Origin of the sequence: Kitasatospora sp. NPDC048296, from assembly GCF_043201815.1 — a bacterium.
Lineage (GTDB): Bacteria > Actinomycetota > Actinomycetes > Streptomycetales > Streptomycetaceae > Kitasatospora.
In genome coordinates, this window is the sequence record NZ_JBICZB010000010.1 from 48,784 (window position 1) to 64,907 (window position 16,124).

1 protein-coding gene is annotated in these 16,124 nt (G+C 75.1%); it reads right to left on the reverse strand.

The window, feature by feature from the left end:
* Positions 1-5 precede the first annotated feature (5 nt).
* Positions 6-16,049, reverse strand: coding sequence for a type I polyketide synthase (locus ACGF12_RS09220; RefSeq protein ID WP_393027501.1), 16,044 nt, complete (start codon positions 16,047-16,049; stop codon positions 6-8).
* Between the last annotated feature and the right edge of the window lie 75 nt (positions 16,050-16,124).

Here is a 16,124-nt window from a genome sequence, read left to right on the forward strand (position 1 = left end):
GCAGGTCAGGAGATTCCGAGCTCGTCGTTGATGAAGTCGAGGACCTCATCGGCGGAGGCGGATTCCAATTGCTGCGCCACTGTCGAGCTCTCCGTCTGCTCGGCGGCTCCACTGATCTTGGCGACCAGTGCCTGAAGGCGGAGCATGACGCCGGACTTCTTGGACTCGTCGGACAGCAGTCCGGCCAGCAGCGATTCGGCCAGCAACGACTCGATGTCCTCGATCTTCGTGTTCACCAGGGACAGGGCGTCGTCGGTGGTACCGAGTTCGGCGTGCAGGTAGCGGGCCAGCGCCAGCGGGGTCGGGTAGTCGAAGACCACCGTCGCCGCCAGCTTCAGGCCGGTGGCCGCGCGGAGCCGGTTGCGCAGCTCGACCGAGGTGAGCGAGTCGAAGCCCGCGTCCCGGAAGGCCGTCTCGACGCCGACGCTCTCCACGCCCGCGTGGCCGAGGACGCTCGCCACGTGGCCGCGGACCAGGTCGAGCAGCAGCGCCTCCTGCCGCTCCGGGTCCAGGCCGACCAGCTGGCGGGCCAGCCCGCCGCTCTCAGGCGCGGCCGTGCGGGCGGTCTGCCGGCCGGCGTTGACCAGGCCGCGCAGCAGCGGCTGGGTCGGGCGGCCGGCGGCCGCGTCGGTGCGCAGTGCCCGAAGGTCCAGCTTGACCGGCACCGCGAGGGCCGCGCCGCTCCGCAGTGCCGTGTCGAGCAGCCGCATGCCCTCGGCGGGGGCGATCGGCAGGACACCGCCGCGGCTCATTCGGGCCTGGTCGGCTGCGCCCAGGTGGGCGGTCATGCCGTTGACCTGCTCCCAGAGGCCCCAGGCCAGCGAGGTGGCGGGCAGGCCGGCCGCCCGGCGCTGGTGGGCCAGCGCGTCCAGGTAGGCGTTGGCCGCCGCGTAGTTGCCCTGGCCCGCCGAGCCGAAGAGACCGGAGGCGGAGGAGAAGACCGCGAACACCGCCAGGTCGAGACCGCGGGTCAGGTCGTCCAGGTGGCCGACGGCGGCGACCTTCGGGGCGAAGACGTACGCCAGACGCTCCGGGGTCAGCGCCCCGATCACACCGTCGTCCAGCACACCGGCCGTGTGCACCACACCGGTCAGCGGGTGCTCCGCCGGGACCGCCGCGAGCAGCGCCGCGACGTCCTCCCGGTCGGCTACGTCGGCCGCGATCACCTGCGCGTTGGCACCCAACTCTGCGAGCTCGGCGAGCAGTTCAGCGGCTCCCTCGGCCGCCGGGCCGCGCCGGCTGGCCAGCAGCAGGTGCCGCACGCCGTGCTCGACCACCAGGTGCCGGGCGACCAGCGCACCCAGCGAACCGGTACCACCGGTCACCAGCACCGTGCCACCGGCGGCCAGTTCGCCGCCCTCCGGCCCCGCCGCGACCCGCACCAGGCGGGGCACCAGCAGCGCCCCGTCCCGGACTGCCACCTGCGCCTCGCCGGAGGCCAGCACGGCAGCCAACTCCTGCTCCACAGCCTCCGATTCGGTGTCGAGCAGCACGATCCGGTCCGGATTCTCCGCCATCGCGGTCCGCACCAGACCCCACACCGCAGCGGCAGCCGGATCGGTCACGTCACCGTCACCACTCGCCGCGACCGCACCACGGGTGACCACCACCAAGGTGGACTCCTCGAACGCCTCGTCGGTCAGCCAGGCCTGAACCACCGACAGCGCACTGGCCGTCAGTGCGAGTACCTCGTCCACGCCGCGGTTCGCGCCGCCGTCGGCCCGCAGGACGGCGACGGCCGGTGCCTCGGCGGCCAGCGCGGCGACGTCGGCCGCGGAGGAGACCGGCGCCCAGGCGGGCTCCGGCTCGGCCGCGGTGCGGGGCGCGGACGGCAGTTCGGTCCACTCGACCCGGAACAGCGAGTCGCGGTCGTCCTCGGCCGCGAGCGCGGCCGCGGCGTCCAACTGCGCGACGTCCACCGGGCGGAAGGTCACCGAGTTCACCGAGAGGACCGGGCCACCGGTCTCGTCCACGGCGATCACCGAGCGCGCGTCCGGGCCCTCGGGAGCGATCCGCACCCGCAGCGCGGCGGCGCCCCCGGCGTGCAGCACCAGCTGGTTCCAGGCGAACGGGAGCACGTTGTGGCCCTCGTCCGGCTGAGCAAACGCTTCGGTGTGCAGGGCGGCGTCGAGCAGGGCGGGGTGGAGGCCGAAGCGGGCGGCACTGTCTCGCTGCTCCTCCGGCAGGGCGACCTCGGCGAACAGCTCCTCGCCGCGCCGCCAGACCGCGCGCAGGCCCTGGAACGCCGGGCCGTAGGCGTAGCCATGGCCGAGCAGCTCCTGGTAGAACCCGGCGACGTCGAGCGGCACCCGCTCGGCGCCGGCCGGCGGCCAGACGCTCACGTCGAAGCCGGTCGCGCCCGCCGCGTTCTCCGCCGGAGCGGCACCGAGGGTGCCCGTGGCGTGCCGGTTCCAGGCGTCCGGACCGATCTCGCCACTGGCGTCCTCGCGCGCCGAGTAGACGGCGACGCTGCGGGTGCCGTGCTCGTCCGGGCCACCGACGGCGACCTGGATCCGGACGCCGCCCTGGTCGGGGACGATCAGCGGGGCCTCGATCACCAGCTCGTCCAGCACCCCGGCGGACACCACGTCACCGGCGCGGACGGCCAGCTCCACCAGGCCGGTGCCGGGCAGCAGGACGACGCCGCCGACCGCGTGGTCGGCCAGCCAGGCGTGGGTGCGCAGCGACAGCCGGGAGGTGCACAGCACACCGCCGGTCTCCGGCACCTCCACCACGGCGCCCAGCAGCGGGTGGTCCGCGGTGGCCTGGCCGAGCGAGGCGGCGTCGATGGTCGGGGCCAGCTGGAGCCAGTAGTGGCGGTGGTCGAAGGCGTAGGTCGGCAGATCGACGTGGCCGGTGGTCGGCACGAGCTGGGACCAGTCCACGCTGCCGCCGCGCACGAACACCTCGGCGAGCGCGGTCAGCAGAGCCTGCGCCTCACCGTGGTTGTCACGCAGCGCCGCCACACAGGTCGCGCGCTCGCCCGCCGAGTCGGCGACCACGCCGGAGAGCGCGGCACCCGGGCCGAGTTCGACGAAGACGACCTCACCCGTACCGGCCGCCGCGGCGACGCCGTCGGCGAAGCGGACCGGGCGGCGCACGTGCTCCACCCAGTAGCTCGGGTCGGTCAGCTCACCGGCCTCCGCGATCCTTCCGGTCACGTTCGAGACGACCGGGAAACGCGGCTCCGACCAGCTCACACCCGCCAGAACAGCGGCGAACTCCTCCAGCATCGGCTCCATCAACGCCGAATGGAACGCATGGGACACCGTCAGACGACGGGTCCTGCGGCCCTGCTCCGCCAGCGTCGCCGCCGCCGCCAGCACCGCATCCTCCACACCCGACAGCACCACCGCCTGCGGCCCGTTCACCGCCGCCAGATCCACACCCTCACCCAGCAACGGCACGACCTCGGCCTCGGACGCCGCCACCGCCACCATCGCACCACCGGACGGCAGCGCCTGCATCAACCGGCCACGAGCCGCCACCACCGCCGCCGCATCCTCCAACGACAGCACGCCCGCGACATGGACCGCCACGATCTCACCGATCGAGTGACCCATCACCGCGTCCGGCCGCACGCCCCACGACTCCACCAACCGGTAGAGCGCCGTCTCCACCGCGAACAACCCGGCCTGCGTGAACACCGTCTGACTCAGATCACCCGAGCGCTCCAGCACCACCTCAGCCACCGGGAACTCCACCCACCCAGCGAGCCGGGCATCCAGCGCCGCACACGCAGCATCGAACGCCTCCGCGAACACCGGGAACCGCTCGTACAACTCCCGCCCCATACCCACCCGCTGCGAACCCTGCCCCGGGAAGACCACCACCGTCCGCACCGCACCCGCCGAACCCAACGGACCATCCGCCAGCGCACGCAGCCCCGAAATCGCCTCCTCCCGCGACCCCGCCACCACCACCGCACGCTCACCCAACACCGCACGCCCGGACAGCAGCGCACCCGCCACCTGAGGCAGGGCCACCTCACCCGCCGCCAGGAACGAAGCCAGCCGCTCCGCCTGACCCGTCAGCGAGGCCGCGCTCCTCGCCGACACCACCAGCGGCACCAGGCCGTCCGCCTCGGGAGCCTCCACCGCCTCGACCTCCGGCGCCTGCTCCAGGATGACGTGCGCGTTCGTCCCGCTCACACCGAAGGCGGAGACGCCCGCCCGGCGCGGCCGGCCGGTCTCCGGCCAGACCTGTGCCTGCGTCAGCAGTTCGACCGACCCGGCCGTCCAGTCGACCTCGGTGGACGGTTCGGTGACGTGCAGGGTGGGCGGCAGGACGCCGTGCCGCAGCGCCTCGACGATCTTGATGAGACCGGCGACGCCGGCGGCGGCCTGCGCGTGCCCGATGTTCGACTTGACCGAGCCGAGCCACAGCGGCTGGTCGGCGGGCCGGTCCTGACCGTAGGTCGCCAGCAGCGCCTGCGCCTCGATCGGGTCACCCAGGACCGTGCCGGTGCCGTGCGCCTCCACGGCGTCCACGTCGGAGGTGGTCAGGCCGGCGCCGGCCAGCGCCTTGCGGATCACCCGCTGCTGCGAGGGGCCGTTGGGCGCGGTCAGGCCGTTCGACGCACCGTCCTGGTTGACGGCCGAGCCGCGGATCACGGCGAGCACTCGGTGGCCTCGGCGCTGCGCCTCGGAGAGCCGCTCCAGTACGACCACACCCGCGCCCTCGGCCCAGCCGGTGCCGTCCGCGGTCGCGGAGAAGGCCTTGCAGCGTCCGTCGGGCGAGAGCGCCTGCTGGCGGGAGAACTCGACGAAGGTGTAGGGGTTCGCCAGCACAGTGGCGCCACCCGCGAGGGCCATCGAGCACTCACCCTGGCGCAGCGCCTGGGCGGCCAGGTGGATGGCGACCAGCGAGGAGGAGCAGGCGGTGTCCACGGTCACCGCGGGGCCCTCGAAGCCGAACACGTAGGAGACCCGGCCGGAGGCCACGCTGCCCGCGGAACCGGTGGCGGTGAAGCCGCCGAGCTCGGCCGGTACTTCGCCACCGAAGCCGTAGCCCTGGGTCATCACGCCGGAGAAGACGCCGACATCGGTGCCCTTCAGCGTGCCGGGGTCGATGCCGGACCGCTCCAGCGCCTCCCAGGAGGTCTCCAGCAGCAGCCGCTGCTGCGGGTCCATCGCCAGCGCCTCGCGCGGCGAGATCCCGAAGAACCCGGCGTCGAACAGGCCCGCGTCGTACAGGAATCCACCCTGGTTGACGTAGGAGGTGCCGACCCGGCCGGGGTCGGAGTCGAAGAGGCCGTCCAGCTCCCAGCCGCGGTCGGTCGGGAAGCCGGACATCGCGTCGCGGCCCTCGGCGACCAGCCGCCACAGGTCCTCCGGGCTCGCCACCCCGCCCGGCAGGCGACAGGCCATGCCGACGATCGCGATCGGCTCGCCGGGGTCGGCCGGGGCCAGGGCCGGGGCGGCCGGTCCGCCGGTGGCGGCGGGCACGTGGCCGAAGCGCTCCTGCAGGTGGCGGGCCAGGGCGAGCGGGGTCGGGTAGTCGAAGACCACGGTGGTGGGCAGGTTGAGTCCGCTGGCCTCGCGGATCCGGTTGCGCAGCTCGACCGAGGTGAGCGAGTCGAAGCCGGAGTCGCGGAAGGCCTTCTCGGGCCGCACGTCCTCGGCGCCGGCGTGGCCGAGCACGGTGGCCACCTGGCCGCGGACCACGTCGAGGAGCAATGCCTCCTGCTCCTGCGGGGTCAGCCCGGCGAGCCGGTCGGCGAGGCCGCCGGTGCCGCGCTGGGTGGCGGCCGCACGGGCGCTCTGCCGGCCGCTGCGGACCAGGCCGCGCATCAGCGGCTGCACGGTGCCGCCGGCGGCCGCGTCGGCGCGGGCGGCGCGCAGGTCGAGCTTGATCGGCACGACCAGCGCCTGACCGGCAGTCAGGGCGGTGTCGAAGAGCGCGAAGCCCTCGGCGGGGGTGAGGGCCTGGACGCCGCCGCGGCTCATCCGGGCCTGGTCGCGCTCGCTGAGGTGGGCGGTCAGGCCGGTGGTCTGCTCCCACAGGCCCCAGGCCATGGACACGCCGGGGAGGCCGGCTGCCCGGCGGCGGGCCATCAGGCCGTCCAGGAAGGCGTTGGCGGCCGCGTAGTTGCCCTGGCCGGCGGAGCCGAAGAGGCCGGCGCCCGAGGAGAAGACGGCGAACACCGACAGGTCGAGGCCGCGGGTGAGCTCGTCCAGGTGGCCGGCGGCGGCGACCTTCGGGCCGAACACGTAGGCCAGCCGGTCCGTGGTGAGCGCGGGGATCACGCCGTCGTCCAGCACGCCGGCGGTGTGCACCACACCGGTCAGCGGGTGCTCGGCCGGAACCGCCGCGAGCAGCGCCTCGACGGCGTCCCGGTCGGTGACGTCTGCCGCCACCACCTGTACGGACGCGCCGGACTCGGTGAGTTCGGCAGCCAGTTCGGCGGCGCCGTCGGCTGCCGGGCCGCTCCGGCTGACCAGCAGCAGGTGCCGCACGCCGTGTCCGGCGACCAGGTGCCGGGCCAGCTGGGCGCCCAGCGAGCCGGTGCCGCCGGTGACCAGCACGGTGCCCTCGGGGTCGAAGACGGTGCCGGCGTCCGGCGCGGCGCTGGTGCTGTCGCGGACCAGCCGGGGTGCGGAGAGCACCGAGCCGCGCACCGCGACCTGCGGCTCACCGGTGGCCAGCACGGCGGCGAGCAGGGGTTCCAGCTCGATGCCGGTGACGTCGAGGTCGGCGTCGGCGGCGATGTCCAGCAGCACGATGCGGTCCGGGTCCTCGGCCTGCGCAGCGCGGATCAGGCCCCAGACGGCGGCGCCGGCCGGGTCGGTGACGTCGGCGTCGCCGCCGGCGGGCACCGCGCCCCGGGTGAGGACGACCAGCCGGGAGGCGGCCAGGCCGGGTGCGGCGAGCCAGGCCTGGACCATGGCCAGGGTCCGGTCGGTCAGGGCCAGGGCGTCGCCGCCGGCGGCCTCGGTCACGGCGATGACGGGGGTGCTGACGTTGGCGGCGAGGATCTCCACCTCGTCGGCGTGGAAGAGCGGCACGCACGGCAGCAGGGTCTCGGATCCCGCGGCGGGTGCGGGCAGTTCGGCCCACTCCACCCGGAAGAGCGAGTCCTGGCCGCCGCCGGCGGCGGCCGAGGCGGAGAGTTGCTCGGCGGAGACCGGCAGGAAGGAGAGCGCGTCCAGGGTGAGGACGGGTTCGCCGGTCTCGTCGGCGGCGGTCAGCGTGAGCCGGTCGGGCCCGGCGGGGGCGAGCTTGACCCGCAGCGTCGCGGCGCCGGCCGCGTGCAGGGTCAGACCGGCCCATTCGGCGGGCTGCCAGAGCCGCTGCGCGTCCCCGGCGGGGGTGCCGGCCGCGGTGGCCGCGTGGCGCAGGGCCGACTGCAGCGCGGCGTCCAGCAGCGCCGGGTGCAAGCCGAAGCGGTTGGCGTCGGCCCGCGGCCCGTCCGGGAGGGCGACCTCGGCGAAGACCTGCTCGCCTCGCCGCCACAGTGCCCGGACGCCCTGGAAGGCGGGGCCGTAGGCGTGGCCGAGCCCGAGCAGGTCGTCGTAGAGCTCGTCGGCGCCGGCGCTGCGGGCGCCGGTGGGCGGCCAGACGACCAGGTCGGTGTCGGGCGCGGGGCGGTCGGCGCGGGCGGCGGAGAGCCGGCCGGTGGCATGCCGGGTCCAGGCGTCGGCGCCCGCCTCCTCGTCGGCGCCCTCGCGGATCGAGTAGACCTCGACCGTGCGGGTGCCGTCCTCGTCGGTGCCGCCGACGGTGATCTGGACCCGGACGCCGACCTGCTCGGGCAAGACGAGCGGGGCCTCGATCACCAGCTCTTCGAGGGTGCCGCAGCCGACCTCGTCACCGGCCCGGACGGCCAGTTCGACCAGGCCGCTGCCGGGCAGCAGGGCGACGCCGCCGACCACGTGGTCGGCCAGCCAGGGGTGGGTGCGCAGGGAGAGCCGGGAGGTGAAGACCAGGCCGTCGGAGTGCGGCAGCGGGACCACGGCGCCGAGCAGCGGGTGGTCGGTGCCGGTCAGGCCCAGCGCGGCGGCGTCGGTCGCGGGGGCGGTCCGCAGCCAGTAGTGGCGGTGGTCGAAGGCGTAGGTGGGCAGGTTCACGCCCGCCGCGGCCGAGTTGGCCGGCAGCACGCCCGTCCAGTCCACCTCGACACCGCGCACGAACAGCTCGGCCATCGAAGTCAGCAGGCGGCGCAGGCCGCCGTCCTCGCGGCGGATCGAGCCCGAGACGATGACCGACGAACCGTCGATCCCGTCCGCCACCTCGCTGACCGGCTGCACCAGCACCGGGTGGGCGCTGGACTCCACGAACACCCCGAAGCCCTGGGCCGCCAGCTCCGCTATCGCAGCGCCGAATCCGACCCGGTTGCGCAGGTTGCGGTACCAGTAGCCGCCGTCCAGCACACCGGCGTCCCGGACCCACTCCCCCAGCAGCGTGGAGAAGAACGGCACCAGCGGGGCCGCCGCGGACACACCGGCGAGCACCTCGGTCAACTCGCCTTCCACCGCCGCCACGTGGCGGGTGTGCGAGGCGTAGTCCACGGCGATCCGGCGCACCCGGACGCCCTCGGCGCCGAAGACCTCGGCGAGCTCGTCGAGTGCCTCGGCGTCACCGGCCACCACCACGGAGGAGGGGCTGTTCACGGCCGCGATCTCGACCTTGCCGCCCCAACGTTCCAGACGCTCGGCCAGCCGGTCCTCAGGCAGGCCGACGGACGCCATCCCACCGCGCCCCGCCAGCCCGCGGGCGATCACCTGACTCCGTACCGCCACCACCCGCGCGGCGTCCTCCAGGGAGAGCGCCCCGGCCACGTACGCCGCAGCGATCTCGCCCTGCGAGTGGCCCACCACCGCATCCGGCAGCACACCCACCGACGCCCACACCGCCGCCAGGCCCACCATCACGGCGAAACTCGCCGGCTGCAGCACATCGACCCGCTCCAGCAGCTCGGCCGGGGCCTCGCCGCGCAGCACCTCGATCAGCGACCAGTCGATCCACGGCGCCAACGCCGCCGCACACTCCGCGATCCGCTCCGCGAACACCGGTGAGGAGTCCAGCAGTTCACGCCCCATACCGGCCCACTGCGAACCCTGGCCGGGGAAGACGAACGCCACCTTGCCCACCGCGCCCGCGCCCGACTCGCCGCCCGTCACCGCGGCGGGGCTGCTCTCGCCCCAGGCCACGGCGGCCAGTGCGGCCAGCGCCTCGTCGCGGGAGCCGGCCAGCACCACGGCGCGGTCGCCCAGCACCGCACGCCCGGTCACCAGGGCGCCCGCCACGGCGCTCAGCGGAGCCGCGTCGGCGGCCGACAGGAACGCGGCGAGCCGCTCCGCCTGGCCGGCCAGCGAGGCCGCGCTCTTCGCCGACACCACCAGCGGCAGCACGCCGCCGTCGCCGTCCACCGCGGGCTGCTCGACCGGCTCGGTCTCCGGTGCCTGCTCCAGGATCAGGTGCGCGTTGGTGCCGCTGATGCCGAACGAGGAGATGCCGGCCCGACGCGGGCGCCCCTCCTCCGGCCAGTCCCGGGCCTCGGTCAGCAGCTCGACCGCGCCGGCGGTCCAGTCCACCTGCGGGGTCGGCTCGGTCACGTTGAGAGTGGGCGGCATGACGCCGTGGCGCAGCGCCTGCACCATCTTGATCACGGCGGCGACGCCGGCCGCGGCCTGGGCGTGGCCGAAGTTGGACTTGATCGAGCCGAGCCAGAGCGGGTGCTCGGGGTCACGGTCCCGGCCGTAGGTGGCCAGCAGTGCCTGGGCCTCGATCGGGTCGCCGAGTTCGGTGCCGGTGCCGTGCGCCTCGACCACGTCGATGTCGGCGGTGGCCAGGCCGGCGTTGGCGAGCGCCTTGCGGATCACCCGCTGCTGCGCCGGGCCGTTGGGCGCGGTCAGCCCGTTGGAGGCGCCGTCCTGGTTGACCGCGGAGCCGCGGACCACCGCGAGCACCTGGTGGCCGTTGCGCCGTGCCTCGGAAAGGCGCTCCAGCACGACGATGCCGACGCCCTCGGAGAGCACGGTGCCGTCGGCTCCGGCGGAGAAGGCCTTGACCCGGCCGTCGGCGGCCAGGCCGCGCTGGCGGGACATGCCGCGCAGGCCGATCGGGGAGCCCATGACGGCGACACCGCCGGCCAGCGCCAGCGAGCACTCGCCCTGGCGCAGCGCCTGGGTGGCGAGGTGCATGGCGACCAGCGAGGAGGAGCAGGCGGTGTCGACGGTCACCGCCGGGCCCTCGAAGCCGAACACGTAGGAGACCCGGCCGGAGGCGACGCTGCCCGCGGTGGCCGTGGTGACGAAGCCTTCGAGCTCGTCGGGCATGTCGCTGAGGGACTCGACGTAGTCGTGGATGGACATGCCGGAGAAGACGCCGATGTTGCCGCCGCGCGCCTTGTCGGGGTCGATGCCCGCGCGCTCCAGGGCCTCCCAGGAGGTTTCCAGGAGCAGCCGCTGCTGCGGGTCCATGGCGAGCGCCTCGCGCGGCGAGATGCCGAAGAAGCCGGCGTCGAACTCGCCCGCGCCCTGCAGGAATCCGCCCTTGTGGACGTAGGCCGTGCCGGCCTTGTCCGGGTCGGTGTCGAAGAGGCCTTCGAGGTCCCAGCCGCGGTCGTCCGGCAGCGGCGACATGCCGTCGCGGCCCTCGACCACCAGGCTCCACAGGCCGTCGGGGTCGGCGACGCCGCCGGGCAGCCGGCAGGCCATGCCGACGATGGCGATCGGCTCGTCCGGATCGGCGGCGACCACGGTGCTGGTGGCGGCCGCGCCGGCCGAGCTCTCGCCGAGCTCCTCGCGCAGGTAGCGGGCGAGCGCCACCGGCGTGGGGTAGTCGAAGATCAGGGTGGCGGGGAGCTTGACGCCGGTGACGGCGCCGAGCCGGTTGCGCAACTCGACGGCGGTCAGCGAGTCGAACCCGATCTCGCTGAACCCGCGGATGCCCTGGGCGAGTTCGGCGGCGTTGAAGCCGAGCACGGCGGTCGCCTCGGCCTGCACGATGCCGAGCAGCACGCGCTCCTGCTCGGCCTCGGGCAGCCCGGCGAGCCGGCGGACCAGGCCGCCGGCGTCGCCCGCACCGGCCCGGGCGAGTCGGCGTCCGGTACGGACCAGGCCGCGCAGCATGTGCGGCACGGAGCCCCCGGAGGTGGCCTCCGCGCGGACGGCGCGCAGGTCGAGCTTGATCGGCACCAGCAGGGCGTGCCGGCCCTGCAGGCCGGCGTCCAGGAAGCCGAGGGCCTCGGCGGGGGTGAGCGCCAGCACGCCGCCGCGGCTCATCCGGGCCTGGTCCACCTCGCTGAGGTGGGCGGTCAGGCCGGTGCTCTGCTGCCACAGGCCCCAGGCCAGCGAGACGCCGGGCAGCCCGGCGGCCCGCCGGTGCGCCATCAGCGCGTCGAGGTAGGAGTTGGCGGCCGCGTAGCTGCCCTGGCCGGCCGAGCCGAGCAGCGCGGCGGCGGACGAGAAGACGGTGAACGTCCGCAGGGCGGGTGCCAGTTCGCGGGTCAGCTGGTCCAGGTGGCGGACACCTTCGACCTTCGGTCGGAAGACCTGGGCGAGGCGCTCCGGGGTCAGCGCGCCGAGCACACCGTCGTCGAGCACGCCCGCGAGGTGGAGCACCCCGGTGAGCGGGTGCTCGGCCGGTACGGCCGCGAGCAGTGCCGCGACCGCCTCCCGGTCGGCCACGTCGGCCGCCACCACCTGCACCGAGGCTCCCAACTCGGCGAGCTCGGCGGTCAGTTCGGCAGCACCCTCGGCCGCCGGGCCGCGCCGGCCCGCCACCAGCAGGTGTCGCACGCCGTGCTCGACCACCAGGTGCCGGGCGACCATCACGCCCAGCGAGCCGGTGCCGCCGGTGATCAGCACGGTGCCCTCCGGGGCGAATGCCTCCTCGGCGGACCCGGCCCCGGCCTCGGTCTCGGTGGCGACGCGCACCAGGCGCGGGGCGGACAGCGTGGTGCCGCGGACGGCGACCAACGGTTCCCCCGCGGCGAGCACCGGGCCGAGCACCGGGCCGGCCCCGGCGGAGCCGGCGGGGTCGAGGTCGAGCAGCACGATCCGGTCGGGGTTCTCGGCCTGGGCGGCCCGGAGCAGGCCCCAGACGGCGGCGCCGGCCGGGTCGGTCACGTCCGCGTCGCCGCCCGCGGGGACGGCGCCGCGGGTGGCGACGACCAGCGGGATGGCGTCCACGCCCGGTGCGGTCAGCCAGGCCTGGACCGCGGCCAGCACCCGGGCGGTCAACGCGAGCGGTTCCTCGTCCTCGCCACTGGTCGCGGTGAGCACGGCGACCGGCGGCAGGGTCTCCCGGGCGGCGAGCGCGGCCACCTCGGCGGCGCCGGCGACGGGCGCCCAGGAGGCCGGGGCAGCGGCGCCCTCGGGGGCGGGCAGCCGGGTCCACTCGACCCGGAACAGCGAGTCGCGACCCTCCTGGCCGGCCGGGCCGGCACCGAGCTGCTCGGCGGTGACCGGCAGCGACACCAGCGAGTCCATGGTCAGCACCAGGTCGCCGGTCTCGTCGGCCGCCTGGAAGGAGAGCGCGTCCGGGCCGGTCGGGGCCACCCGCACCCGCAGCGCGGAGGCGCCCTGAGCGTGCAGCACCAGGCCGTTCCAGGCGAACGGCAGCACGTTGCGCTCGTCGTCCGGATTGGCGAAGGCATTGGTGTGCAGGGCGGCGTCGAGCAGCGCCGGGTGGATGCCGTACCGGTCGGCGGTGTCCCGCTGCTCCGGCGGCAGCACGGCCTCGGCGAACAGCTCGGTGCCGCGCCGCCAGACGGCGCGCAGGCCCTGGAAGGCCGGCCCGTAGGAGTACCCGCGGGCGACCAGGTCGGTGTAGAAGTCCTCGATGGCGACGGGGGTGGCGCCGGCCGGGGGCCAGACGGCGAAGTCGATGGCGGGCGCGGCTGCGGCGGTCCGGGCGGCGGAGAGCAGACCGGTGGCGTGCCGGGTCCACTCCCCCTGCCCGGCGGCGTCGGCGGCGTCCTCGCGCAGCGAGTAGACGTCGACGGTGCGCGAGCCGTTCTGCGCGGCGCCGCCGACGGCGACCTGGACCCGGACGCCGCCCTGCTCGGGCAGGATCAGCGGGGCCTCGATGACCAGTTCCTCCAGCACACCACAGCCGAATTCGTCGCCGGCCCGGACGGCCAGGTCGACGTAGGCGGTGCCGGGGACGATCACCACGCCCTGCATGGCGTGGTCGGCCAGCCAGGGGTGGGTGCGCAGCGACAGCCGGGAGGTGAAGACCAGGCCGTCGGAGTGCGGCAGCGGGACGACGGCGCCGAGCAGCGGGTGGTCGGTGCCGGTCAGGCCCAGCGAGGCGGCGTCGTTCGCGCCGCCGGTCAGCTGGATCCAGTAGTGCTGGTGGTCGAAGGCGTAGGTCGGCAGGTCCACCCGGGCGCCGGCGGCGCCGTTCGGCAGCATGCCGGTCCAGTCGATCCCGACGCCCCGGACGAACAGCTGGGCCATCGACTGCAGCAGCCGGCGCGGGCCGCCCTCGTCGCGGCGCAGCGAGCCGGTCACCACGGCGTCGGCCTCGGCGCGGTCCACGATCTCGCTGATCGGCTGGACCAGCACGGGGTGGGCGCTGGCCTCCACGAAGACGGTGTGGCCGTCGGCCAGCAGCTCGGCGACGGCGGGGCCGAAGCGAACCTGCCGGCGCAGGTTGCGGTACCAGTAGCCGCCGTCCAAGGCGCCGGCCTCGCGGATCCACTCGCCGGTCACGGTGGACCGGAACGGCACGGCGGGGGCCTGGCTGCGGATGTCGGCGAAGGCCTCGCCCAGGGTCTCCTGAACGGCTTCCACGTGGCGCGAGTGCGAGGCGTAGTCCACGGCGATCCGGCGGACCCGGACGCCCTGGTCCTCCAGCGTGTCGAGCGCCTCGTCGAGCGCCTCGGCGTCACCGGCGACGACCACGGACGCCGGGCCGTTGACGGCCGCGACCTCCACCCGGTCCGACCAGCGCTCCAGCCGCGCGACCACCTCGTCCTCGGGCAGGGCCACCGAGGCCATGCCACCGCGCCCGGCGAGCTGGGCGGCGATCACCTGGCTGCGGACGGCGACGATCCGGGCGGCGCTCTCCAGGGTGAGCGCGCCGGAGACGCAGGCGGCGGCGATCTCGCCCTGCGAGTGGCCGATGACGGCGTCCGGCTGCACGCCGACCGACTGCCAGACGGCCGCCAGCGCGACCATCACGGCGAAGCTGGCGGGCTGCACGACGTCCACCCGCTCCAGCAGCTCGGCCGGGGCCTCACCGCGCAGCACCTCGGTCAGCGACCAGTCGGTCCAGCGTTCCAGGGCGGCCGCGCACTCGGCGATCCGGTCGGCGAACACCGGTGAGGAGTCCAGGAGTTCACGGCCCATGCCGATCCACTGCGAGCCCTGGCCGGGGAAGACCAGTACCACCTTGCCGCCGCCGGCGGCGGCCGCCGCGCTGGCCACGGCGACCGAGGGCGCGGACTGGCCGAGCGCCACGGCGCCCAGCCCGGCCAGCGCCTCCTCGGTCGAGCCGGCGATCACCACCGCGCGCTCGCCGAGCACCGCCCGCCCGGCGGTCAGCGCGCCGGACACCTCGGTGAGCGTCGGCGCCTCGCCGGTGGCCGCTTCGAGGAAGGCGGCCAGCCGCTCGGCCTGGCCGGTGAGCGAGGCGGCGGAGGCCGCGGAGAGCACCAGCGGCACCACGCCGCCGGCCGCCTCGGCCAGCTCGGCTGGCTCGGTCTGCGGCGCCTGCTCCAGGATCACGTGCGCGTTGGTGCCGCTGGCGCCGAACGAGGAGACGCCGGCCCGGCGCGGCCGGTCCTGCTCCGTCGCCCACTGCCGAGCCTGCGTCAGCAGCTGCACCGCGCCGGCCGACCAGTCGACCTGCGGGGTGGGCGTGTCGACGTGCCGGGTGGCCGGCATGACGCCGTTGCGCAGCGCCTGCACCATGTTGATCACGCCGGCCACGCCGGAGGCGGCCTGGGTGTGGCCGATCACCGACTTGACCGAGCCCAGCCGCAGCGGCCGGTCCGCGGGGCGGTCCTGGCCGTAGGTGGCGAGCAGCGCCTGCACCTCGATCGGGTCGCCGAGCACCGTGCCGGTGCCGTGGCCCTCGACCATGTCGATGTCGGTGGCGGCCAGGTCGGCGCCGGCCAGCGCCTTGCGGATCACCCGCTGCTGGGCGGGGCCGTTGGGGGCGGTCAGACCGTTGGAGGCGCCGTCCTGGTTGAGCGCGGAGCCGCGGATCACCGCGAGCACCTGGTGGCCGTTGCGGCGGGCCTCGGAGAGCCGCTCCAGCAGGATCACGCCGGCGCCCTCGGCCCAGCTGGACCCGTCGGCCGCGGCGGCGTACGACTTGCAGCGGCCGTCGAAGGCGAGGCCGCGCTGCCGGGCGAAGCCGACGAATCCGCCGGGCGTGGACATCACGGTCGCGCCGCCGGCCAGCGCCATCGAGCACTCGCCGCGCCGCAGCGCCTGGGCGGCCAGGTGGATGGCGACCAGCGAGGAGGAACACATGGTGTCGACGGTGACGGCGGGGCCCTCCAGGCCGAGGGTGTAGGCGACCCGGCCGGAGGCGACGCCACCCGCGGTGCCGAGCGCCCGCTCCAGGCTGAGGAAGCCTTCGAGACCGGCCAGGTCGGGCGCGTAGTCCTGGTGGACGATGCCCGCGAAGACGCCGATGTCGGTGCCGCGGACCGAGTGCGGGTCGATGCCGGCCCGCTCCAGCGCCTCCCAGGAGACCTCCAGGAGCTGGCGCTGCTGCGGGTCCATAGCGAGCGCCTCGCGCGGCGAGATGCCGAAGAAGGCGGCGTCGAACTGACCGGCGTCGTGCAGGAAGGCGCCCTCGCGGACATAGGTGGTGCCGGGGTTGTCGGGGTCCGGGTGGTAGAGGCCCTCCAGGTCCCAGCCGCGGTCCTCGGGGAAGGTGGTGTAGACGTCGGTGCCGTCGGTCACCACCCGCCAGAGATCCTCGGGTGTTCGGATGCCGCCCGCGTACCGGCAGGCCATCGAGACGATCGCGATGGGTTCGGCCGAGGCGTCGGCGAGGCGCTGGTTCTCCTGCTGCAGCCGCGCGTTCTCCTTCAGCGAGGCACGCAGTGCGTTGACGATCTGCTCGTCCTGCGCCGTCATCTCGGTCCGTCCTCCGTGTGTCCGCGAACGTTAGTGGTCAGGTAGATCACTTGGTCGTGCTGGTCGCTCGGTGGT

What these genes read in the sequence shown, in the direction of transcription:
- ACGF12_RS09220 (WP_393027501.1), bottom strand. Translation starts at nt 16,049, where the DNA reads ATGACGGCGCAGGACGAGCAGATCGTCAACGCACTGCGTGCCTCGCTG.